The 23020-nt window shown below is 56.5% G+C and carries 22 protein-coding genes, 2 tRNA genes and 1 pseudogene; 16 read left to right on the top strand and 9 right to left on the bottom strand.

Annotated features, from left to right (window positions below; all coding sequences use genetic code 11):
• Positions 1-192: 192 nt before the first annotated feature.
• Complete coding sequence (locus HMPREF1287_RS09015) at positions 193-1446, top strand: aminotransferase class V-fold PLP-dependent enzyme (protein WP_023016519.1); 1254 nt, start codon at positions 193-195, stop codon at positions 1444-1446.
• 28 nt (positions 1447-1474) lie between these two features.
• Here HMPREF1287_RS09015 and HMPREF1287_RS09020 read toward each other — a convergent pair whose 3' ends face one another.
• Complete coding sequence (locus HMPREF1287_RS09020; RefSeq protein WP_023016520.1) at positions 1475-2431, bottom strand: NAD(P)H-quinone oxidoreductase; 957 nt, start codon at positions 2429-2431, stop codon at positions 1475-1477.
• Positions 2432-2560: 129 nt separating this feature from the next.
• Here HMPREF1287_RS09020 and HMPREF1287_RS09025 point away from each other — a divergent pair.
• Positions 2561-2645 (top strand) — tRNA-Ser (locus HMPREF1287_RS09025).
• Between the two features lie 109 nt (positions 2646-2754).
• Here the strand turns inward: HMPREF1287_RS09025 and HMPREF1287_RS09030 are convergent.
• Positions 2755-3048, bottom strand: coding sequence for a hypothetical protein (locus HMPREF1287_RS09030; RefSeq protein ID WP_023016521.1), 294 nt, complete (start codon positions 3046-3048; stop codon positions 2755-2757).
• Positions 3049-3414: 366 nt separating this feature from the next.
• Between HMPREF1287_RS09030 and HMPREF1287_RS09035 the strand changes: the two genes are divergently transcribed.
• From HMPREF1287_RS09035 to HMPREF1287_RS09065, 7 genes and pseudogenes are all read left to right on the top strand, one after another.
• Positions 3415-4719 (top strand): LGFP repeat-containing protein, encoded by a 1305-nt coding sequence (locus tag HMPREF1287_RS09035; RefSeq protein ID WP_023016522.1) that lies wholly within the window; start codon positions 3415-3417, stop codon positions 4717-4719.
• 41 nt (positions 4720-4760) lie between these two features.
• Entirely contained in the window at positions 4761-5654 is an 894-nt protein-coding gene (locus HMPREF1287_RS12255) for an AbfB domain-containing protein (protein ID WP_023016523.1), read from the top strand.
• 117 nt (positions 5655-5771) lie between these two features.
• Entirely contained in the window at positions 5772-9623 is a 3852-nt protein-coding gene (locus HMPREF1287_RS09040; RefSeq protein ID WP_023016524.1) for an ALF repeat-containing protein, read from the top strand.
• A gap of 89 nt (positions 9624-9712) precedes the next feature.
• Positions 9713-10114 (top strand): hypothetical protein, encoded by a 402-nt coding sequence (locus HMPREF1287_RS09045; RefSeq protein ID WP_023016525.1) that lies wholly within the window; start codon positions 9713-9715, stop codon positions 10112-10114.
• A gap of 105 nt (positions 10115-10219) precedes the next feature.
• Complete coding sequence (locus tag HMPREF1287_RS09050) at positions 10220-10684, top strand: hypothetical protein (protein ID WP_023016526.1); 465 nt, start codon at positions 10220-10222, stop codon at positions 10682-10684.
• A 449-nt stretch (positions 10685-11133) separates the two neighbouring features.
• A pseudogene (locus HMPREF1287_RS09060) lies at positions 11134-12327 on the top strand (IS3 family transposase).
• Between the two features lie 238 nt (positions 12328-12565).
• Entirely contained in the window at positions 12566-12817 is a 252-nt protein-coding gene (locus HMPREF1287_RS09065) for a hypothetical protein (RefSeq protein ID WP_023016528.1), read from the top strand.
• Between the two features lie 22 nt (positions 12818-12839).
• Here the strand turns inward: HMPREF1287_RS09065 and HMPREF1287_RS09070 are convergent, their stop codons facing one another.
• The 4 genes from HMPREF1287_RS09070 to HMPREF1287_RS09085 are packed head-to-tail and all read right to left on the bottom strand — an operon-like array spanning position 12840 to position 15907.
• Complete coding sequence (locus tag HMPREF1287_RS09070) at positions 12840-13847, bottom strand: ThiF family adenylyltransferase (protein WP_023016529.1); 1008 nt, start codon at positions 13845-13847, stop codon at positions 12840-12842.
• A complete protein-coding gene (locus tag HMPREF1287_RS09075) occupies positions 13844-14305 on the bottom strand; it encodes a molybdenum cofactor biosynthesis protein MoaE (protein ID WP_023016530.1) in 462 nt (153 codons plus the stop codon). Before HMPREF1287_RS09075 ends, HMPREF1287_RS09070 begins: the two co-directional genes overlap by 4 nt.
• Positions 14295-14774 carry a MogA/MoaB family molybdenum cofactor biosynthesis protein gene (locus tag HMPREF1287_RS09080; RefSeq protein ID WP_023016531.1) on the bottom strand — a complete coding sequence of 160 codons (480 nt, stop codon included), beginning with the start codon at positions 14772-14774 and terminating at the stop codon, positions 14295-14297. Before HMPREF1287_RS09080 ends, HMPREF1287_RS09075 begins: the two co-directional genes overlap by 11 nt.
• Entirely contained in the window at positions 14771-15907 is a 1137-nt protein-coding gene (locus HMPREF1287_RS09085) for a molybdopterin molybdotransferase MoeA (RefSeq protein ID WP_023016532.1), read from the bottom strand. Before HMPREF1287_RS09085 ends, HMPREF1287_RS09080 begins: the two co-directional genes overlap by 4 nt.
• Before the next feature lie 58 nt (positions 15908-15965).
• Between HMPREF1287_RS09085 and HMPREF1287_RS09090 the strand changes: the two genes are divergently transcribed.
• Complete coding sequence (locus HMPREF1287_RS09090; RefSeq protein WP_023016533.1) at positions 15966-16226, top strand: MoaD/ThiS family protein; 261 nt, start codon at positions 15966-15968, stop codon at positions 16224-16226.
• Between the two features lie 43 nt (positions 16227-16269).
• Here HMPREF1287_RS09090 and HMPREF1287_RS09095 read toward each other — a convergent pair whose 3' ends face one another.
• Both HMPREF1287_RS09095 and hisC read right to left on the bottom strand, forming a co-directional pair.
• Positions 16270-16662, bottom strand: a complete 393-nt coding sequence (locus tag HMPREF1287_RS09095) for a phage holin family protein (protein ID WP_023016534.1) — start codon at positions 16660-16662, stop codon at positions 16270-16272.
• On the bottom strand, positions 16663-17715 hold the full coding sequence (hisC, locus tag HMPREF1287_RS09100) for a histidinol-phosphate transaminase (RefSeq protein WP_023028132.1): 1053 nt from the start codon (positions 17713-17715) through the stop codon (positions 16663-16665).
• 120 nt (positions 17716-17835) lie between these two features.
• Between hisC and HMPREF1287_RS09105 the strand changes: the two genes are divergently transcribed.
• Both HMPREF1287_RS09105 and HMPREF1287_RS09110 read left to right on the top strand, forming a co-directional pair.
• Positions 17836-17924 (top strand) — tRNA-Ser (locus HMPREF1287_RS09105).
• A gap of 271 nt (positions 17925-18195) precedes the next feature.
• Entirely contained in the window at positions 18196-18384 is a 189-nt protein-coding gene (locus tag HMPREF1287_RS09110) for a hypothetical protein (RefSeq protein WP_023016536.1), read from the top strand.
• A gap of 124 nt (positions 18385-18508) precedes the next feature.
• Here the strand turns inward: HMPREF1287_RS09110 and HMPREF1287_RS09115 are convergent, their stop codons facing one another.
• Positions 18509-18886, bottom strand: a complete 378-nt coding sequence (locus HMPREF1287_RS09115; protein ID WP_034653750.1) for an NUDIX domain-containing protein — start codon at positions 18884-18886, stop codon at positions 18509-18511.
• A gap of 85 nt (positions 18887-18971) precedes the next feature.
• On the opposite strand from HMPREF1287_RS09115, the gene HMPREF1287_RS09120 reads away from it, so the two are divergent.
• From HMPREF1287_RS09120 to HMPREF1287_RS09135, 4 genes are all read left to right on the top strand, one after another.
• Positions 18972-19334 (top strand): YidH family protein, encoded by a 363-nt coding sequence (locus HMPREF1287_RS09120; protein WP_005276372.1) that lies wholly within the window; start codon positions 18972-18974, stop codon positions 19332-19334.
• Entirely contained in the window at positions 19327-19650 is a 324-nt protein-coding gene (locus HMPREF1287_RS09125) for a DUF202 domain-containing protein (protein WP_023016538.1), read from the top strand. Before HMPREF1287_RS09120 ends, HMPREF1287_RS09125 begins: the two co-directional genes overlap by 8 nt.
• Positions 19651-19775: 125 nt before the next feature.
• Complete coding sequence (mgtE, locus tag HMPREF1287_RS09130) at positions 19776-21140, top strand: magnesium transporter (RefSeq protein WP_034653328.1); 1365 nt, start codon at positions 19776-19778, stop codon at positions 21138-21140.
• A 283-nt stretch (positions 21141-21423) separates the two neighbouring features.
• Positions 21424-22998 carry a DASS family sodium-coupled anion symporter gene (locus tag HMPREF1287_RS09135; RefSeq protein WP_005280716.1) on the top strand — a complete coding sequence of 525 codons (1575 nt, stop codon included), beginning with the start codon at positions 21424-21426 and terminating at the stop codon, positions 22996-22998.
• Positions 22999-23020 lie beyond the last annotated feature (22 nt).

The following is a 23020-nucleotide window of genomic DNA, read 5'->3' on the forward strand; positions in this document are numbered from 1 at the left end:
TGATTGTTATCTTGCACGCCCAACACCCTAGCGCGCGTGCTGGGCAAACGGGGAACTACACGCCGCTAGCCTGCGAAAACAGCGATGCCCAGGGAAAATTCAGATTTGGGAAACTGAAGCCAAATGCGTATACAGTAGGGAATCGACCGCCACGTGGTGGCAGTTGTTCAGTGCGATGAAGAAGGGGACCTAATGCCAGCAGCTTCGGCACACTATGACGTCTTTAGTGCGCGAGGTTTGTACACCGGGCTATCTGATGGCTGGACGTACCTCAACGCGCACGCGGTGCCCCAAATTTCGGAGCGCGTGACCTCCGGCGTTGCCCGGTCCTTCCGGATGGCGACGGCGGTAGCGACGCAAGAGGGCCCAGGCGGCGCCCACTCGGCCGCGCCAGAGCCGGGTCGGCTGGCAGGCGATGGCAACTACGCGGCAGCGCGCATGGCCATTGCGGATCTCACCGGTTCCAAGGCGGACCGCGTGGTCCTTGGCCCATCCTTGCCCGTGCTGTATCAATCCTTAGCGCGCGCGGCACGCCCGCTATTGGGCAGCAACTCCTCGGTGGTGCTGTCCAAGCTGGACCCGCCCACGCTGTATTCCGCTTTTTCTGAGGTGCGCGCCGATATCCGCTGGGCGCAGCCGGATCTGGGCACCGGCGAATTGCCGGGATTCCAGTTCGCGGAGCTTGTCGATGGCTCCACCAGGCTCGTCTCCTTTTCCGCCGCGCATGAGCTTCTGGGCACGGTATCCCCGGCCGAGGAGATCATTGACACGGTGCGGGGGCGCTCGCGTGCCTGGACGCTTCTCGATGTCTCCGCAATCGCGCCTTACCGCCCCATCCGCTTCGATGAGCTGGGCGCGGATATTGTGGGCATCGACATCGGGCTGCTGGGCGGGCCGCAGATGGCTGCCTTGGTCTTCCGCGATACGCGCATGCTCCGCCGCCTGGATGCCCTAAATCCCATTTATTCCAAGGAAGACGGCCGCAAGCTAGAAACTCCCGTCTCCTCCGGCTTGGCTGGCGGCGTGGGGCCACTGGTAGACCACCTCGCGGCCCTGGCCGGTGGGGATAAGGGTTCGCGCCGGGTGCGGCTTAATAAGTCCATGACCGCCCTGAATGCATACCTCGAGGACTTGCGCGCGGATCTGTACTCATTTTTGAGCACGCTTCCCGCCGTGCACATCCTGGGTATTACCGGCGAGGCAGCAGCGGGTGCGTCCGATAATCGCTTGCCGCGCCTTACCTTTGCGGTCCAGGGCGTGCCCGCGGAGACGGTGTACAAGCGCCTCTTTGATAATGGGCTCGTCACCACTCTGGCCCCGCAAACGCCGCTGCTTACGGAAATGGGCGTGGAAGAGATCGGCGGTGCCGTCACCGTGGCATTAGGCCCGTTTAATACCCACTACGATATCGAGCATCTCGTTCGCGTCGTTGCCTCGCTCGCCTAGGTTCGCTTGAGTAAGGCGCGCCGGGAAGCTACACCGTAAGGACCAGAGTGCCGGTGACCTCGCCGCTGTCGAGGGCGGTGTGGGCTTGGGCGGCATCGGCAAGCGGGTACGTGCCATGCAGCGCGTGTTTCACGCGGCCATCTTCCAGCATGGGCCACACATTTTTGATGGTGCCGGCGACGATCTCCGCCTTATCGTCCAAGTCACGCGCGCGCAGTGTCGTGCCCTGAATGGTCAGGCGCTTCGGCAGCATGGGAGCCAGGTTGATATCCGCCTTGGTGCCGCCCTGCATGCCAATGATGATGAGCTTGCCGTCCTTGGCCAGGCACTTCATGTTCTTTTCCAGATACTTCGCACCGATGATATCCAGGATGGCATCGCAGCTGCCCTTGAGCTCGTCGACGAAATCCTGCTCCTTGTAGTTGATGAGAATATCCGCGCCAAGCTCGCGGCAGCGATCCAGCTTTTCCTGCGAGCCGGCGGTAACAGCCACCTCAGCGCCCAGCGCCTTTGCCACCTGGATGGCAAAGGTACCGATGCCACCGCCACCGCCGTGGATGAGCACGCGCTGGCCCTCGTGCAGGCCCGCCTCGATGCCCAAGTTGGACCACACGGTGCAGCCGACCTCAACCACGGCCGCGGTTTCTTCCAAGCTAAATCCCTTGGGCAGCGGAAGGAGTTGACCCTGCGGGACGGCGACGTATTCCGCATAGCCGCCGCCCGCGAGCAAACAGCCCACCTCGGTACCGGTTTCCCAATCCGTATCGCCGGCATCCTCAATCACGCCGGCGGCCTCTAGGCCAATGATTTCCGATGCCCCTGGTGGCGGCGGGTACGCGCCCATCGTCTGCAGAATATCGCCGCGATTGACGCCCGCTGCCTTCACCTTCACCAGTACCTCGCCGGATCGCAGCTCAGGAACGTCTACGTCCTGCAGCTCTAGCGACCGTGGGGTATCAGGATCGGTCTGGACGATTGCCTTCATCTGTGTAGCACTCATACCGCCAATCTAATGGAGAAGGTGTGGTGTGCGCCACGTCCCATTTCCTCGTGGGGCAATGTGATTCGCGCGGGCCGGTTTAGTAAGCTAACCAAGTTGCCTTTTCGGCACGATGGAGACGTGGCAGAGCGGCCGAATGCACCGGTCTTGAAAACCGGCGAGGTTTATTCCTCCGCGGGTTCAAATCCCGCCGTCTCCGCAGGTGTCATGAGTCGCGACATGCTTGACAGGTCAGTCGCGACATCGTTGACAAACCGGCACCTCAGTTGTTTTTGTTCTGGGGTGCCGGTTTTTCTGTTATTTAGGGTTTAGGGGTAGGTCTCCTTTTTCCAGTAGGGCTTTTGGTAGTCGCGGGCTGTGTCGATGTAGTGCTCGGTGATGATTTCTCCGGTCGCAGCTAGTGATGTGGTTGTCGGCGATGGCCATGAGGATTTTTGTTTCTTGAATGCGCGCCCGATGCCTAGGTGGAAGAGCTTGCCGTCGTAGCGGACGGTGACTTTGCCTTCTGTCCCAGACGATGTCTTTTCTGGTGCGCCATTCTTGTGTGAGATTGTTGAGGCTGGCTTTTGCCTAGGCCCACCCCACGAAATTAATACCCCCATACATGACCTTCGCTGCCTCTTACCAGATTACAGAGACAACTACAAGGCGTAACACCGGGACCCCCACCTTGCCCAAATGGGGCGGAAGCTCTCAGTTTCTTACACTGTCGAGACTGTATGTGCAGCATGAATGTTTAGATTAGGGTCTAATATACCCCCATATAGGTTGGTTCGAGTGTCGTTCCAGGATTTGAAAATCAAGGCTGTGCATGTGTTACCTGGCGTTTTGGTGAATTATTTAGGTTTTAAGAAAGTTCCTAAATATTTAACTATGGACTACCCGTATGTATAAGGCTACCCTAACCTTATCTGTCAATTATCTGGTGTTTAGCTGTTTTTAAATGCGGTGGCGGGAAAGGGCTACGGATGAAATTCGCTAAGAAGTTGACTGCAACTATTGCGGTATGTGCCAGTGTTACTTTTGCTGGTGCTGGTGTTTCAAGCGCCAAGGTTTTTCACGGTCATTGGATTGGTGGCCGTATTGAAGAGGCGTATCACCGGCTTGGTGGGTGGCAGACTTTTGGTGACGCTACAACTGATGAGCGTGTAGCTAAAAATAATGGTCGGTTCCAGGTGTTTGCTAAGGATGCCTCCATTTATTGGCATGCTGGTGTTGATAATGGAATTGCTCACCAAGTGGGTGGGCGTATTCGCAATAAGTGGGGAGATCTTGGCTGGGAAGGCGCGGCCTTGGGATATCCCATTACGGATGAGTTGAAGACCCCTGATGGTAAGGGGCGGTTCAATCATTTTCAGGGCGGGTCTATCTACTGGTCGCCAGAGACTGATGCTCATCAAGTGTGGGGAGGCATTCGCGATAAATGGGCTCAGCAAGGCTGGGAGACCGGTGAGCTAGGGTACCCAACCACCGATGAGTTGCTTACCCCGGAAAAGACTGGGCGCTACAACCATTTTCAAGGCGGATCTATTTACTGGTCACAAGCTAGCGGAGGCCACAGTATTTCTGGCCCCATTCGGGATTTCTGGGGAAGTCAGGGATGGGAACGTAGCTCTTTGAAGTTTCCCACATCGGAAAAATACGCTGCAGGCGGAGGCATAAAGCAGGATTTCCAGGGCGGATCTATTCAGTATTTTAAGCCTACTGGCAAGGCCCTAAAGGCTTATGACAATCAAAATATTTCGAGTTACCGTCAGATTTATCCACTGTTTAACACCACCGACTTCAAGCGGTGGCATGCAGCCGGGGTCTATCGCGAAGTTATCCAAAACATGGATAAATACTTTCCTCTCTCCGGGTGCCCTGACGAAATTACTGAAGGCTCCGTATGCACTTTTACAGGTGTGGGCGGAGCTAAAAGCAAAGTAACCGTAGAGCGTATCTCTGATGAGGGATTCTCACTGGTTACTGCTAGCGATCATCCTGAAGGCGGCGGCAGAACACTAAACATCCGATTCGATGAAGTAACTTCCCCCAATGCCGGTGATGACAATGTTGTCTTTGACAACGACAGCGTAGAAACTTCCTACACCGGCTCTGACAAAACATGGGTTCGTCTCGTAGTTGAATCCTTTGGTCCGACACAGACCTCAAAGGTTCAAGGTCCTTTTAGCTCCGATCACATTGGTTCACAGGTATGGAGCAAGTTTGCCGGAACTGTGCGTTCAACAATTGACTCTTCCTCGACGACGTATATCCCGTTGGCACAGTAGCCACAGTGTTTATCCATGTATCTAGATTCAAGGAGCCTATTGTGAACTCTTTTGTTCAACGCTTATCTATTGGAGTGCTTACCTGCATAGTTTCTGCTGGTCTTGCTACCTCTCCTGCACTAGCGGGAATACCTGTGACCATCACAGCAGGTGACGGTGGCCTCGTTCAAAAAGACTGTGCTACTGGCGCGGAGTATGTGCGTATTGATTCTTCCGAGCTGGAAAACTCTAAAGCGTGCTTTTTCCTTACAAAGCCCACAGGCTGGGTGGCCGTGAACATTACGGGATCGTATGGAGTTGTCAATCGCTTAAAAGTGCCGGTTTCAGTGGCCTTTAAATTGCCCGATGGTGAAGTGTACTGGCAGAGAGTAGTGGAACCAGGAAAAATCCAAAGCATCGACGTCGGACATAATCGTTCTACTGTTGTTGAAATGCAGGTTACCCCGGTGGCGACCTCAAATGGTGCTGGCACTGGCGACCTTAGCGTGGATACAGTCAACCCACACGTGATCAGTATGCGTGCTGCTGGACGGTATGCAGGCGGAAAAATACTGCGATTGTCTTGGGCCGGAGTAGAACTATCAAGCATAGATAGAAACTCAGGCTTTAATGATCGCCTCGATGCGTCTTTTAAAGTAGTCCCAGCCCGCGATGGCTCTCAGTGCCTGTCCTTGGAAGCAGCTGCATACTCGGGCGTCTACTTGACCATGCAATCTAACGGATCAGTATCTGTTCAAAGCAACCCGAACGCCAAAGGCGCAACGTGGTGTCCTGCGAGTGTGGCAGAAATCCCCACAGGAACTCGCCTTGCCTCGGCATTAAATCAAAATCGTGTTCTCACAGCAAGTGGGACGCAAAAGATTGCGACCACCACTTCTCGCACGAGTGAATCGGTGTGGTTTATTGACCAGGGCCTTGCCCTACCCGGGAAGTAAACGCAAAACATGTAATAAAAGGGCCGCCACTGTGTATGCCTGCCTTTCTTCAGGCTGCTGTCGCTGTAGCGCATAGCGCCCAGTTAACCCCATACCTTTAGATAAGAAAGTCCGCACATGCGCTACAAGCATCATCACCCTGCGAAGACAATGACACATTGCGCTCGAAAAATCATGTCCGCCATCACCGCTGCTGCAGTAGGGCTTAGCCTTTCGTCAGCGCATGCGCTTGCCCAAGCAGATCAACGCGACCTGGGCGCTGAGATTGCTGATGAACAGCAAGCGAGAAACTATGCCATTGAAATGGTGAGCACCAACTTCCCTGCCTCGCAGGCAGCTGCTGAAGAAGTACTTCGGGGCGGGCAAGAAGAATTATCTGCTTATGCGAAATCAGGCATGGATGAGGCCCGCACTCAAGATCTTCGCCACATAGTGGTGACAATCTCTTCACTATCTGAAGAAAACGTTCAAAACGCAGCCAAACAGGCACTTGATGCAGGTGATATCGACAGTCTTAGCAACTTTATCGATACTGGGTGGCAAACAGCCCAAACCGAAGATGATCGTGCCACAGCGTGGAAAGCTACCCAAGCACCAGAAGGAAGTGTCCTTAAAGCAGCAGCCGAACAGGCACTATCTGCAGACACTGAAGAAGCCCTAAGCGAGTTTGCAGCTACAGGTGCAGATAAAGCTCGCTGGGATGATAAACGACGCGAAGTCTACGAACTTTCTCGATCCCCACTTCCATCAGTTGCTGCAGGCGCTTCAGAAGCACTGATAACAGATACAGATACAGCAATTGAGTCGTATCTTCGCTATGGGCAGTTTGTTGATGCAGCCCAAGACTCAGAGAAGATGAGTATTACCGAACTGGTCGATACCGCTATCGAAGAGTCCGATAAAGCCCAGCGTGCCGCAAGCTTCGCTGCAACAAACGCTGACCAAGCCAGACGGGCAACAGAGGCATCTCGACAGGCTACTCAAAAAGCAAAAGATGAGGCACTAGCCGCCGATGCAGCACAAGTAAGGGCAGACAATGCCGCAGTGTCGGCAGGAAAGCTTGCTAACCAGTCTGCCCAAGTAGCCGATAACGCAGTGGCTGCAGCAGCAGAAGCACGACAAGCCTTAGCCCAAACTGCCGATGCTCTAGCTCGTGCAGCCTCTGCTGCTTCTCGGGCGCGTATTGCAGCCCAAGAAGCAGCATCTCGTGCTTCTGCGGCAGGCTATGACGCCTCCATGGCATCTCAAGCGCGCCAAGCAGCCGAACAAGCTCGTGATGCTGCACGGGCTGCTGACAAAGCCGCGCAATCTTTTGCCCACGCAGACGCTGCTGCCGGTTTTGCCCGCACCGCCAGTGGTGCCGCAGCCAGCGCTGCAAACAATGCTGATGCGGCAGCAGCCGCTGCATCCGAAGCAGCAGCCGCCGCAGGAGCTGGTGACCAAGCCGCTGCAGAAGCACGAGCAGGTGCCGCACGAGCACGAGCAGCAGCCTCTCGAGCACGCGCAGCCTCTAACGAAGTCGATGGAATCGTCAACCAGATTACCGAACTAGTACGAAAAGCCCGTACAGCTGCTCGACAAGCCGCCGACCACGCAAATAAAAGCGCCCAAGCCGCTGAAGACGCAGCACGAGAAGCCGGCAATGCTTCTGCCGCCGCACAACGAGCCGGTGCTAATGCTCAATCAGCCCAAGAAGCAGCCTTAAAATCTATCGAGGCCATCAACCTTGCCAATGACATCGCTAAACTTTCTCAAGAAGTTGCCACCCAGCGCCAAGAACAAGAAGCCCAATACCTCAAAGACCAAGCAATTCAAGCAAATGAAGATGAGGCCCGTGACGATAAATATAAAAGCGATCAACTAGATAGGCGTAAGAAATTTGAAGCAACGCTAAGGAAGTTGGGGGCGTATTCTGAGCTTGAAGAGTCGGCAGATGGCTTTGGGGCGAGCCTTTCTGAGCCAAGCGATATCAGTGAGCTTCGCGATGCAACGATTGCTGCAGCGATAGTCGGCGGTCCATCCGTATCCGAAGCAGCAAAATTAGCTCTATCAAGCGGGACAGACCAAGATCTTCGGCAGTTTGCTACAAACGGGTATTCTGCCGCGTTAATAGATGATGAGCGAAACCAACTCAGAACGTGGTGGGCAACCGACCCGAACGAGGAGGTTCGCAATGGAGCCGAGGAATGGGTAAATGCAGACGGTGTAGTCGTTCATTGGTTTGCAACCGACGAAGTGAAACGGCTTCGCACCCCTATTCTGCTTGAAAAGGCCTGGGGCCTCAAAGAAAACGCCGGAAAAGCAGTCCAGCAAGCTGCAGACGCAGCTATTTCCGAGGGAACATATGATGCTCTTGATGATTTTGTCAACGGGACCGGCTATTCCAAAGCTCTCCATGAAGATCAACTCCAACAAGCCTACGAATTGGAAAGAACAGGCGGACCGGAACTAAAAGCTGCTGCGGAAGCTGCAATTCTAGGAGACCGAGAAGGGCTCAATGAGTTCATCACCATCGAAGCAGCTCGAAAAAGCGCAAATGATGCCGAAAAGAACACCCATGACCAACAGGTCAACGCGCTGTTAGAGAAAGGCTTCTTTGCAGCTCACCGAGCAGCAGAGGAAGCCGCTAAGGCACAGGAGTCCTACTTTTCCGCCTATGGTGATGCTCGGAAAGCCGCATCATTTGCACAGGAAGCTACGAAATGGTCTGGCCGTGCTCAGCAATCAGCGCAACGAGCACATATGTCTTTGGCATCGGCGCAAGAATCACTGAATTTTGCAAAAGAACAGCAACAACGTTCACATACAGCTGCAAACCAAGCTGAACAAGCTGCAAACCAAGCGTCTGCGAATTCTGATCAAGCACAAAGCTTTGCTTTAGATGCCCACTTATCGGCTAATCAAGCACGATCCTCTGCAGAGCAAGCAAGAGGATCGGCTGCAGCGGCTGGTAAAGATGCTGCAGCCTCTGCGCAGGCTGCAGATTCTGCATACCAAGCAGCAACCGAAAAATGGCAAAACGAACAAGTAGAGCTTCAAGCCGCTTACGAAGCTGGAAAAATTCAAGACGGCGTAAACACAAGTTCACCCGGAATTCTCGAAAGCATAAAGGAAGCGATTGGAAAAGAAGCATTAAATCTTCTTCTTGATTTCATTGGGGTTACCGATGTTATTAACTGCTTCCATGGTGAGATTTCTGGTTGCCTATGGACAGCGGTAAGCCTGCTCCCAGCTTCGAAACTTCTAAAAGCAGGCAAAGCAATACCTGTCCTGCGTAGACTCTTAAGCAAAACTGGCGAAATCCGCCATTTGCTCAGCGCACGACGCGCCGAACGTTCAACCAAGCTTAAAGAACTTCACAACATCCCATCCTGCGGACTCGTTTCCCTCAGCTCATCTACCTCACCCAAAAATCGAGTCCAATTTGCGCTAAATAGTACGAGCTTCCTTGAACGCCTGCGGTTTGAAGAAATTGCAAGCACGAAATGCACTGTTGGTTCAATATCGGGAAGGATCTATCGAGGAGGAAACTACTATCAACTTATGACACGTGCTTGGACCAACCCGCTCCAAGCATTCAGAGTCCAGCGGCACCACATCATTTCCTCTTCCGCGATCAAAAAAGAGGAGAAGTCACTTCCGAAAGGAATGAATCGTAACAATGCTCCCGCAATTCAAATGGACCCAGCAGATCACAAGGAGACTTTGTCTTGGGGAAGCGGTCCTGACGCAAAGAAATACCAAGAGGAGCAGGCTCAACTAGTTCGAGAAGGGAAAATTGATGAAGTATTTCAAAGAGAATACGAATATAATAAAAATAGGTTCGCCGGAAAATATGATCAGGCGCTAGACGAAATGATTGACGACGCTCTAGCCCGCGGTTTCCTAAGCAAAGACTTCCGTATCGGAAACAGTCGGGCAGCAGACAATCTAACAATGAAGCCAAACTACGCCACGCTTGTGGCCTAGACTGCAAAGAATAGAGCTCTCGTCTAAGTTGGATCTTCCAAAAGGCGGGGTCTAGAAGATAAACATCTTGCGTCAAGGAGTTGTAGAAAATGAAGTTTACTTTTGATGTTCCTGAACCGTTGCAGCTATCTGCACCTGTTTCATATTACGAAAATCTTCTGTCTGATTACCGATACCTGGATATTTCTTATCTCGGTATCGGCAGAACGGGCCAAATTTTTGGCAAATGTGAGATGGGGGGCATCGACTACGACATTAAGGGCTTTGAAAACGACGGATTGATTGCCTCAGTAGAAATCTTGGACGCGCGGGAGTCAGATAGCTTCCTTGATATCCCACTGTCATTGTCGAGTCGAAAGTTTGTAAAGGCCCTAAAAGATGTGGGGATCGAATTTGAACACGACCGTGACGGCATAACCATTCCCCACGACAATGGGACAATCGCATTGTCGTACCAATTCGGCAAAGTTGTAGCTATTTACTGGGGGTAGCTAGCCAATTTCAATCACACGAGTGTGCAGTCTGACTTACGCGACAGCCTAACCGAAGACCTTGACGTATTAAACAACCGACGAAGAAAGAAGTGCATCGAAAAAATGAAAATTGAAGGTACCTGTCCCTTGCCCGTACAACCCGGTATGACGGTGAACCAGGCTACTAAAGCATGCTACGACTCGGAATTAGGTGCGGATACGTATGAAGAGCAGTTTGAAGGCTGGGTTGATATCGAAACACTCGAGCCCGGTGATCCTGGCCGCAAGATTGTGTGCTGCGTGGAAGACGGTAAGTGCGTCACCGTTGAAATGAAGTACCTGGAGGTACCAATCACGGATACTTTCTATGGTGTTGACCTTAATCGTCGCCCCGCCGAGACCGCACAGGAGAGCACCAAGCGAGTCGCACAAGAGCTACAGCGCCAAGGAATCCGTGCTGAGATAAATGATTTCCTCATCTTATTGCCTGACCAATTCGTCGCAGTCGAAGTCGACGAAGGCGTTGCGTGGTTTGATCCTGAATATTGGAGTCTTGAGGACTTTCTTGAAACGTCGTTCCTTGCCTAGTGAAAAGTAATTCTTAGACGTTAGCGAACTCGCCGGCGACAGCATGCTTTAACGGAAAACAATTAGGATAATCCCCAACTTTGGCGAAAGTTCTAGTTTCCCGCTTTGTACTGCGGTATATGGCTAAGGTCGTTGCGCTCGTATTGCGAGCAAGGATCTGAACCTTGTTAGGTAGCCCCCGAACATCTAGCCCTGTAGGGCTGGAAGGAAATATAAGCTACACCCTATTGTTACGCCGGTGTGCGGCAGAATGTTTCCTGTAAAATAGGGCCGTTCCTAATATTGTTTTACACGTGTCTATCAGGGTTCAGGCCTTATGTTTACAGAAAGTGGTGAGTGTGGTGTTATCGTCTGACGGTTTCCATATTGAAAGTCATGGACCTGACCCCTGTTTGGTGGACACCTGATATCCAGCCCAGTCGGGCTGGGAAGAAAGGTAATCTACCATCATGTCCAGGTATTCCGAACAGTTCAAACGCGATGCCGTGGCCCTCTATAAGGAACAATGAGGATCTCTCGCTGAACTCAGCATTAGCCGAACTCGGCATCAACCGAGCTTCGCTGCATTCTTGGGTCAAAAAGTACGGCACCGGCAAACGTGCCCGCATAAAAGCCGTGCATGATAAAGCCCAGGCAGCGAATGAATCCGAACGCATTCGCCAACTGGAGAAAGAAAACACAAAACTGCGCGAAGAACGTGACATCCTGCGTAAGGCTGCGAAGTATTTTGCCGAAGAGACTCACTGGTGATCCGCTTCCAGTTTGTCTATGACCACCGAACCGAATACTCGGTTAAGCGGATGTGCCACGTGTTGAAGCTGAATCGCTCCTCGTTTTATAAATGGGTCCACACCCGTGAAAAGCGCAGGTCAAGGATGTATTCTGATGCCCTTATTGGTGCAAAAATCAAGGCCACTTTTGATGATGAGCATGGTCTTTATGGTGCTAAACGCATCGCTGCAAGCCTCAACAGTGATACGGATTTCAGCCCGATAAATCACAAGAAAGTCGCACGAATTATGAAAGCCATGGGGCTTAGAGGCTTTACCAAGCGCCGCCGATGTGTCACTACCAGGCGCAAGCCTGGCCACCGAGTCATGCCGGATTTGCTAGGCCGCAAATTCGCAGCTAACGAGCCGAACCGCGTTTATGTCGGCGATATTACCTACTTGCCATGTAAAGGAGGGAAAAACATGTATTTGGCCACTGTCATTGACACGTATTCACGCAAACTTGCAGGTTATGCACTTGCAGACCACATGCGTGTCTCACTGGTCATCGATGCTCTAGCTCACGCGCATGGTGTGCGTGGCAGTCTTGACGGGGCTGTATTCCATTCCGATCACGGCAGCGTGTACACCTCACAGGCCTTTAGGAACTATTGCTCGTCGTTGGGTGTGCGCCAGTCTATGGGAGCGGTAGGAACGAGTGCTGATAATGCCTTGGCAGAATCGTTTAACGCCACTTTAAAGCGGGAAGTGCTGCGTGATCGGAAAGTCTTTGACAATCCGATCGCCTGCCGCCGGGAAGTCTTCCGGTGGTGCATGCGCTACAACACGCGCCGGCGGCACTCCTGGTGCAATCTTGTAGCGCCTGATGTCTTTGAAACCGAGACTTCGGCTATACTGACCACAGCAGCATAGCTAGCCCCCGATGTGTCCACTTTCCGGGGGTCAGGCCCTACAGCAAATGTGGAGCTAACAGGACACCGGAAAGCTGCCTAAGCTAACGAGCTTCACGCTTGTTGCTGCGGCATTTCATACCGGGGGATGACGCGCCTAGTGCGGCGCAGACTTAATCTTGGAAATGTACAGGGCAAGTCAGGTGTGGTTGTGGTGCTGGCTTTGTCCCGGAGATAAAAATGCTCGATGAAAGGACTCCATGAATACCTCGGAACTTTATGTAGCAGCAGCGGAATCTACTAACCCTAATGACACGTGGTGGTTCCTTGGGTTCCTGCCCATTATTTTGCTCGTCGCGTTCTGGATTGCGGCGGTTATTTCTATTATCGCTTCTGGGTACACGATTGCGGCCAAGGTGCTCTTTATCGCCGCTACCTTTGCCCTTCCCTTCTTGGGGCCGCTTATCTGGTTCCTCTTTGTTCGCGGCAGGGAAGACAAACAAAGGCGCTAGAAGGGCCATCGTGTGGCTGGGTCTAGGGCATCCCGTGCTGTTCCAACCACGCGTTAATGCCGCCGCGCAGGGAAACAACTTGCTCGTAGCCGCGGCCGCGCAAAGCGTGGACGGCTTGCGCGGAGCGGATGCCGCTGGCACAGTAGATAACGGCGGCATCGCCCTGGCCGATGTCTGGGTCTTCGCCAGCGAGGATGCGGTCGAGGGACAGATGCGTTGAATGAGGAATGGCGGCGCGGGCGCGCTCGGCGTCGGTGCGGACATCGATAAGCGGGGCGTGCGCGGGGATCTCGCGGACCTCGGGGGCATCGGCTGGCTGGGTAGGCTGCGCGCCGGTGGGGCGGATGGGGATATATTCCCAGGTCCCAGATAGGGCCTCAAAGTAGCCGAGCGTGCCAATAAGCGGGGTGCCGACGCCGGTAATGATCTTCAAAGCCTCCAAGGCCATCGCGGATCCCACCGTGCCGACGATGGGGCCCAGGACGCCGGCTTGGGAGCACGACGGAACCTCGCCCGGAGCCGGGGCGGTGGGGAAGACATCCTCGTACACAGGGCCCTTGCCGGACCAAAAGACGCTCATCTGCGCATCAAAGCCCAGGATAGAAGCCCAAATATGCGGAATGCCCAGGCTGTGGGCGGCCCATGAGCACAGGTAGCGGGCGTCGAAATTATCCGTCCCATCGAGGACCACGTCGCAGCCGCGCAGCTGCTCGAGGGCGGTGGCGGATTCCAGGCGGCCGTGGCAGATGAGCTCCACCTCAGGGTTGAGGGCCCGCACCGCCGCTGCGGCCGATTCGGTCTTTGCGGTGCCAATGGAGGCGGTGGTGTGAATGACCTGCCGGTGGAGGTTGGAGGGGGAGACGAGGTCGTCATCGAAAAGCGAGATGCGGCCCACCCCGGCCCCTGCTAGGTAGAGCAGCGCCGGTGAGCCAAGCCCGCCCGCGCCGATGACCGCGACGTGGGAGTCAGCCAATTTCTGCTGGCCCTTTTCACCCCACAGGGCCTCTTGGCGGGCATAGCGGATGCTCATTCGAGGCCCACCCAGTTGACGGAGCCATCGCCGTGGCTTTGTTCCTTCCAGATGGGAACCTCGGCCTTGACGCGATCGGCACAGGCCTCCGCGGCGCGGAAGGCATCGCCGCGGTGGGCAGAGGCGGCGACGACGGTAAAGGCCAGATCGCCCACCTGTAGATCGCCAGTGCGGTGGGCTGACCACAAGCGCACGGGGTGTTGGCCTGCTACTTCATCGACGATCTCGCGCAGCTTTTCCGGGGCGCTGGGGTGCGCGGTATAAGTTAGCAGGGTGACATCGGGCCGGCCGCCATCATGATCACGCACGATGCCCTCGAAGGTGACCACCGCGCCCATGGCTGGGGTGATGATCTCTGCCTTGGCCGCGGCAAGGAGGGGCTCGAGGGGCTGCTCGGTCAGCATCGTGCCGACAGTGAGCCCGGTCTGCGCGGCGACATAAGAGGGATCAGTGCTCATGTTTTCCTTCTAACATATCGACGATGTGGACGATTAATTCATCTAGCACGGCGCACCCATCTTTGACCCCGCCGGTAGAACCGGGCAGGGTCATGGCAAAGGTGGTGTCATTGACGCCTGCGACCGCGCGCGAGGCCACCGCGGTGGGGATATTCTCCAGGCCCTTATTCCAAAAGGCCATGGCGATGCCGGGAAGCTCGCGCGTGAGGTGGGGTTGGACGGCATCGACGGTGAGATCGTCCGGGGTCAGGCCGGTTCCGCCAGAGGTGAGGATGACCGCGGGCTTTTCGGCGAAGGCCTGGTCCACCGCTGCGGCGATATCGGCATCGGGCACCACGCGGGCATCAGGGCAGTCGAAGCCCTTGCGGCGCAGGAAATCTACCGCGATGGGGCCCGAGCGATCTTCGTAGACCCCGGCGGCGGCGCGGGTGGAGGCGACCAAAACAATGGCGGTGCGAGCAGAACTCATAGGGGATAGACCTTTACTTTTTCTCCTGCGCTGAGGCTCTTACCAGCAGGAATGCGGATGAGGTGGGTGGCATCGACGGCTTGGGCCAGCAGGTGGGAACTAGCGCCGCCGGTAACCCGGGCCTGCGCACCAGCGTACCCGCGGCGGAATTGATCCTTGTGGGGTAGGCCCTCGATGGCGTGCGCGATTGGCACGCGATATGCCGCGGGCGCCCAGCCCAGGGTGGGGGCCACAAAGAGGCGGAAGCTCACCATGGTAGAAATCGGATTGCCGGGCAAGCAGATGACTGGGGTGCCATGGAAACTGGCGATGCCCTGCGGCCCGCCAGGCTGCTGGTCCACGTGGCCAAACCAGCCGGTGAGCACCTGCCGGATAACCTCGTATTTGCCCGCGGAAATCCCGCCGGAGGTGACGATGGCATCGGGGCGGTAGTCCTGCGTGGCCTCCTCCAGCGCGCGGGTGAGCACCTCTGGATCGTCATCGGTGGTGACGTATCCGGCGACCTCGATGCCGGCGCGGTGGGCCATAGCGGAGATGAGGGGCGCATTGGCATCAGGAATAGCAGCAACACCCGTACCAATTTCCGCGCCGCCGGTGCACACGAGGATGCGGGCGGGGCGATAAACGCTGACCTCCTCGATGCCCTGGGAGGCCAGCGCGGCCAGGCGCACCGGAGTGAGCTTCTCGCCCTTGGCGGCCAGGAGAACGCCCTGCTGGAGGTCCGTGCCCGTACCGCGGATGAATTGGCCCTCCTCAGTGGCCGGAACTGTAATGGTCTCGCCTGGCTGGAGGAATTCCTGCGGCTGGCACTTTTCAATCGGCACGATGGATGCCGTGCCCTCTGGAACCTTGGCTCCGGTCATGATGGGGCAGGCGGTGTGCAAGGGACCATCCAGCAGCTCGGTGGGATTCGCGCCGGCGGCGATGGTGGGGCCCACCTCGTACGATCCGGCTGCGGTGGCGGGCAGCGCGTAGCCATCCATCTGGGAATTGCTAAAGCGCGGCGAGGGGAAGGCGGTATGGACATCGGCGGCAAGGACCATCTCCTGCGCCTGCCCCAGGGGCCGGGAGATGACTTGGCGCGGGCCGAGGGCTGCCGCGACCTCGTGTGCGTGGGTTTCGGGAGTGCGCATAGAGCCAAGTTTACCCGCGAGTTCGACACGTTCGAAGCCTGCGGGCATAGTAGAAAGCATGTTGACCGTTCACTATTTCGCCGCCGCTCGTGCCGCGGCCGGCGTTGCTTCGGAGCAGGTAAAAGCGCCCACCACCTTAGGCCAGCTCATAGAGCAGCTGGGTAAGGACCACACCGGCACCACCGAGGCCGGCATGAGCATGAAAGAGGTGCTGGGGCGCTGTAATTTTCTTATCGATGGCGCCGGGAACACCCAAGCGGACTCGCCGCTCATGGGCGTGACCCGCGTTGACGTGCTTCCGCCCTTCGCCGGGGGATAGCCCGCTCCTTCGGACCGGCTGGTGTGTTAGACCAGCCAGCGCCTTAGACCGGCTTGCGCAGTGGGCTGGTAAAGAAATTAACCAGGCTGCTGACCAGGGACAAGATGATGGCGCCGAAGATTGCAGAGCCCCAGGAATTGACCACAAGGTGGCCAATTCCTAAGTCAAAGGCGTTAAGCGTCCACTCCACGATCAGCAGGGCGGCGCCATTGATGACGAGCGCGAATAGTCCGAGGGTAAGGCAGGTTAGCGGGGCGCCGATAAAACGCAGCACGGGCATGACCACCGCGTTAATAATGATGAAAACAATGGCCACGGCAATGAAATTGCCCAGCTTATCCGGGGTGATATAAATCCCGGGAATAATGCCCACTACGACCCAGAGCGCAATCGCGATGGCGACCACGTTGAGGGCAAAATTGGTCAACGAACGCATTTAGCCTCCTACGGTATCGTTCCACGCCCGAAGCAGGGCGTTAGTTTCTTCCTTAGTTGTAATGGTAATGCGGATGCCTTCGCTAAAGGCGCGAACGAGCACGCCGCGTGTGGCCAAGCGCGCGGCTAATTCCTGCGGCGTTCCTAGCTTTTCAATATTCGCCGCCGGCAGCCATACGTGGTTGGCCTCCGAGCGGGGAACGCCCCACTCTGCCAACTCCTTTTCCACGCGCTGGCGCTGGCCACAAGTCTCTTCGGTGCGCTCGCGCAGCGAATCCTGCGCTGCGAGCGCGGCACGGGCACCGGCCTGGGCCACGGCGTTGATGGAAAACGGAATCGCTACCTTATTCAGTGCCGCGATGACGTCTTCTGGGCCATAGGCATAGCCCACGCGCACGCCGGCCAAACCATAGGCCTTGGAGAAGGTCCGCAGGAAGACCACGTTGGGGTAAGTACCAAAAAGCTCGGTGCCCAGCGGGGTATCGGCATTCCGATTATATTCGATATAGGCCTCATCGAGGGCCACGAGGACATCGCCTGGCACCGCGTCCATAAATTCGGAAAACTCCGCCTTAGTCACGGTAGTGCCGGAAGGATTATTCGGATTGCAGACGAAAATCAGGCGCGTATCTGAGGTAATTTTCTCCGCCATTGCGGGCAAATCCACGCGCTGGTCCGCATCGAGCGGAACCGGAATGGGGCGCGCACCCACCACCTGGGCAAAAATGGGATAAGCCTCAAAGGAACGCCACGGGAAAATCACTTCCTCACCGGGCCTGGTGGTGATTTGTACCAATTGCTGGCACAGCGCGGAAGAACCCGTGCCCACCGCAACCTGGTCAAAGCTCACGCCTAAGTGCTCGGCCAGATCCTCACGCAACTCGGTGGCCGCGATATCCGGGTAGCGATTGGCCTCGGCAGCGGCGCGGGCCATAGCCTCGGCGGCCTCAGGCAGCGGTGGCTGCGTGGCTTCATTAGAAGACAACTTGAGGGCATCATCGTGGCGCGCGCCGGGCACGTAGCCAGGGATGGCGCGTAAGTCGGAGCGAATCATGGCTACCACTCTAGGTCGTCTCTCCTGCGCGCGTGGAAGAAAACCGGGGACAAAACCAGGGGGTTAGTTTGGCCGTGGCGCATGCGGCAGGTATTGTCTTTTACGGTTCTTTCTGAACTTGGAGATGTGCCAGAGCGGCCGAATGGGGCTCCCTGCTAAGGAGTTGACCCTTCTGGGGTCCGGAGGTTCGAATCCTCTCATCTCCGCCACCCAAATCCCGGGCAATTGCGCTCGGGATTTCGTCGTTTTGCCAGCTTAAACAATAGGCCTAAGCGGCGGCTTAAACGGAGTTAAATGACAAAATGTGGTGGCCACCAAGCAGGAGCCAGACCCCTATTCTGTAAGCAGGGATACGAGTATTCGCTCGCTACGGGCATGAAGCGGAAATGCAGTTCTCCGAGGGCGCTTTTGGAGCGCAAGGAGATTTTTCAAAAGGATGAACTCGTCACGTGGTGAATTTTTATCGTGAATAATGGCGCTATGGATAAAGTGCAGAAGATAAAGAACGGAATTTTGCTCGCTTTAGCAGTTGCCTCTTTGGTGTTAATTGTTTTGTGGCTGACCGATGTAATAGGCATCGGCTTAGTGACCATCTTCATTGTTGTTCTGACTGCTGCTTCTGTGGGAGTGCGCGTGTGGGCGGAGAATGCAGGGCGTCAGTCTAAATAAGTAGTACACCGCACCCCGTTTATCCCAGGGTGACTGTTACGTGACCGTTGGTTCATGATTTTCCCTGGCGCAGGTGGTGCGGTGTAGGCGTAGTTTCCTTTGCTGATGCGCGGGCTTGACCACTTTACAGCGCCGGAAAAACCTCGCTGCGCAGGAGATCAGCAAGCTCGCACTGCGGGTCGGCGGGATCGATCCAGGCGGTTTCGGCGATTTCGGCTGCGGCGTGGGCGATGACGGGGCGCGGGTAGGTAAAGATATGCCCGCGGACGGTCTGGCCCGGTTCATTGGCAGCGGGGGCAGTGAAGGTGCCGAGCTCGGTAAGTTCAGGTAGGCGAACCCGGACGCCGATTTCTTCTTCCGCCTCGCGCGCAGCGGCCTGGACAGGGCTTTCGCCTTCTTCTAGCTTGCCGCCCGGCAGCTGGAACTTCGTGGATGAGGCCTTGCGTACGCCAAGCACGTGGTCAAAGGAATTGCGGAAAACGATTGCTGCGACTTCAATCATGGCCCCGATCATAACGAGGTGGCCGGCGAACAGGCTCGCAGCCTTATCGCGCCAAGGGTGGACATTGAATATAAGGTAGGAAGGCATGAGCGATTCGAGGTTTCCCCGCTCGGTATTTGGGGTAGGAAGCGACCCTGATCCGCGTTTTACGCTGGCGAATGAGCGCACCTTCCTCGCATGGATCCGCACCTCGCTCGCGCTGATTGCCGGGGGAGTGGCCTTGGAAGCTTTCGACGTGCCGCTGCCGGCGACGCTGCGCGCGGTGGTCTCCGCATTCATGCTGGTGGTGGCGATTGTGCTGCCGGTAGTCGCGTGGGTGCAATGGAAGCGGGCCGAGCGCGCCTTGCGGCAACAGCGCCCGTTGCCCTTTAGCATCGCCATCCCGGTGCTTGTAGGCACCATCGTCGTTATCGCGGCTGTCCTGCTGGTAGGCGAGCTACTTGCCTAGCCCGCAGCAACATGGGGAGCTCTTTGACCCCGGCTTGCAGCCCGAGCGCACCCGCCTATCGTGGCAGCGCACCATCCTCGCGCTGGCGGTGATACTCCTAGAGGTCATGCGGGTGGTCAGCGTCAGCGTGTTTCTCCCGTTGCTGGCGCTCGCGGCGGGAGTGCTGGTGCTGATAGTGGCGGTGAGGAAGCGGGCATCGCTTGTCGATGCCTCCCTACGCACCCACCGCCACCTCCCCGGCGCCACCGTCTTGGCCAGTAGCGCGGTGCTGGTCTCCCTGCTTGCGGCCTTTGCCCTGTGGGGTGTTTTTGCCTAAAGGCAAAGTTTTCCGCCGCAGCGCTGTGTACTGGTGGGGGATACGCGTAATCTATGTGAGGCTATATCAATTACGGTGGCCACCGGTGCCGCGGTATGAGGGGCGAGAAGGGCAAGGTGATGGCAATGGCGGATACTCCTGAGCAGGCCAGCGATACGGTCGAGGCATGGTTGAAGCAGGATTCTGCCATTGACCCACAAAAGGCACCCCGCTTGCAGGCGCTGCTTGATGAGGTGCCGCTGCAGGAGCTTATCGCCATCGTCGAGCGGCAAAATGCCATCCGCGCCGCGCTGGCCCTGCGCTTGCTGCCGCGGCGTAAATCCATTGTGGTATTTGATGCCCTAGATGCCAAGCACCAGGCCGATATCATCGATGAGCTGGGCAATGCTGATGTCTATGAGTTCTTCGACGAACTTGAGCCGGAAGACCGCGTGGCCCTTTTGGATGAGCTGCCGGCGGAAATCGCGGACCGGCTTTTGCGCTCGCTTACCAAATCGAAGCGGGATGTCACCGGGGTTGTCTTGGGCTACACCAAGGGCTCGGTGGGCCGCCGCATGTCGCCCGAGGTCCCCGGCATTCATCCCGAGATGAGCGTGGAGGAAGCGCTGCGGACCCTGCGCGCGAAGGCCGATGAGCTGGAAACCATCTATGCGGTGCCCATCACCCGCGCGGACCGCCGCCTAGTGGGCGTGGTGACGCTGCGGGAGATTTTTACCGCGGAGGAGGGCACCACGATTGGGGACATCATGCAAAGCCCCATCTATGCCAATGCCAATGATGATGCGGAAGAAACCGCCAGGTGGTTCCTGCCGCTCGATATTTTGGCATTGCCCATCGTGGATGATTCGGACCGCCTGGTGGGCCTTTTGACCTGGGACGATGCCATTGACATCGTCGAGGCAGAGGACAGCGAGGACTCCGCGCGCGCCGGTGGTACCGAGGCCCTGCAGCAGCCGTACCTGTCCACGCCGCTATTGAAATTGGTGAAGTCCCGCATCGTGTGGCTGCTGGTTCTTGCGGTATCTGCGCTGTTGACCGTGCGGGTCCTAGACGCCTTCGAGGACACCTTGGCGCAGGCCGTGGTGCTATCGCTGTTTATCCCGCTGCTGACCGGTACCGGCGGCAATACGGGAAACCAGGCAGCAACGACGGTGACCCGTGCGCTGGCGCTTGGCGATGTCCGCGGGCGCGACCTCCTCGCCGTCCTCTGGCGCGAGCTCCGCGTGGGCATGCTGCTTGGTGCCGTATTGGGCTTGGCCGGACTTGGCCTAGCAACGGTGGTATACGGCGTGGATATAGGCCTAGTCATTGGTTCGACGTTGTTTTTAATCTGTTCCATATCCGCCACGGTGGGCGGGCTGATGCCTATCGTTGCAAAGACCATTGGCGCGGACCCTGCCGTATTTTCCAATCCGTTCATCTCCACGTTCTGCGATGCCACGGGTCTGATCATTTATTTCCTCATCGCCAAGTCGGTGCTCGGGCTATAAACTTCTCTGGAACACGGGGTCTGGCGTTCCGAGCGGGGGTAGCCAACCGGTGGGGGAGATTTCACATTATGAGTAGCTGTGGTGTGTGAATTTTAAAAGCAGTGGGGGTGAATGCCGTGAAGTTTGTGGTTTCTGGTGCAAATGTTTTGTAGGGTCTTAGCATGCTCTGCACGGACTGAATGATGTTCGGGATGCACCAAGGATCCGGCTCGATTGCTGGTAATTGATAGAGCTATCACACCCCCGCCCTGCTAAAAGTCTCTCTAGCAAAGGAGTTCGCGGCATGACCACCCCGCATACTCACGAATCTACCGCCCAATCAGAGGGCGCTGAGGATCCCGGTGCCCCACGCAATGAATGGCGCCGCCAGTTCATCGGTCTTTTCATTGGCCTAGCCCTGGCTATCCTCGTATTTTTCATCTTCCCCTCGAATGCGATCGACACCGTCCAAGAGTCCAGCGGCGTGGATGCGGAAGCTGACTACACCCTCGGCGCCATTCGCACCGTGGCCGCGGTGACCATCCTCATGGGTGTGTGGTGGATGACTGAGGCCATCCCGCTAGCGGCCACCGCGTTGATTCCCCTGGTGATCTTCCCCTTGTCCGGGGTGGGAACCATTAAGGAAGTCGGTGCGCCATATGCCTCTGCCACCATTTTCTTGTTCATGGGTGGCTTCCTGATCGCGCTGTCGCTGCAGCGCTGGAACCTACACCGCCGCCTTGCTCTTTACGTGGTCAAGCTCATCGGCACCTCGCCGCGCCGCCTTATTTTGGGCTTTATGCTGGCCACCGGATTCTTGTCCATGTGGGTATCGAATACCGCGACGGCCGTCGTCATGCTGCCGATCGGTACCTCCGTGCTGGCCCTTACCGCAGAGACCGTTGGTGGTTGGGATAAGCAGAAGAAGTTCGCTACTGCGCTCATGCTGGGTATCGCGTACTCGGCCTCCATCGGTTCGCTAGGTACCTTGATCGGTACCCCGCCGAATGCATTCTTGAATGCGTATATGGCCGATACATGGGAGGTTACCCTTGGCTTTGGCCGCTGGATGGCCGTCGGTGTGCCCCTAGCACTGACCTTCCTGCTCATCGCGTGGGCGCTGTTGATTACCGTCTTCAAGCCGGAAATGACCGAAATTCCCGGCGGCCGTGAGCTGATCAATGAAGAGATCAAAGCGCTCGGCCCGTGGACCCGCCCACAGATCATGACTGGCATCATCTTCGTGCTGGCCGCGCTGGCTTGGGTATCGCTGCCCATTATCCTTGGTGACTTTGATAACTACGATGACGCCATCGTCGGTATTGCCGCAGGCATCCTCTTGTTTATCTTGCCGGCTGACTCGGAGCGCCGTATTCGCTTGCTGGACTGGAAGACGGCCAATGAAATGCCGTGGGACGTCCTTCTCCTCTTTGGTGGTGGCCTGTCCCTGTCCTCGGCCTTTAACTCTTCCGGTCTGTCCCTGTGGATTGGTGAGATGGCTAAGGGGCTTAGCGTCTTGCCGATCGTCCTGATCGTGGCAGCTGTGGCCACCTTGGTGCTCTTCTTGACGGAGATTACCTCCAATACCGCTACTGCGGCGACCTTCATCCCCATCATGGGTGGTGTCGCCGTGGGTGTGGGTCTTACCGGCGAAGGTGATATCAACGTCTTGCTGCTCACCATCCCGGTTGCCTTGGCCGCAACGTCTGCCTTTATGCTCCCAGTGGCTACCCCGCCGAATGCCATTGCTTACGGTTCGGGCTATGTCAAGATTGGCGAGATGATCAAGGGCGGTGTTGGCCTCAACATCATTGGTATCTTCCTCATCACCCTCACCGTCTTCCTGCTGGCGGTTCCTATCTTCGGACTGACGGTCTAGCCCACCCACCGGTCGGCCAGAC

The organism is Corynebacterium sp. KPL1986, assembly GCF_000477975.1.
GTDB classification, from domain to species: Bacteria; Actinomycetota; Actinomycetes; order Mycobacteriales; family Mycobacteriaceae; genus Corynebacterium; species Corynebacterium accolens.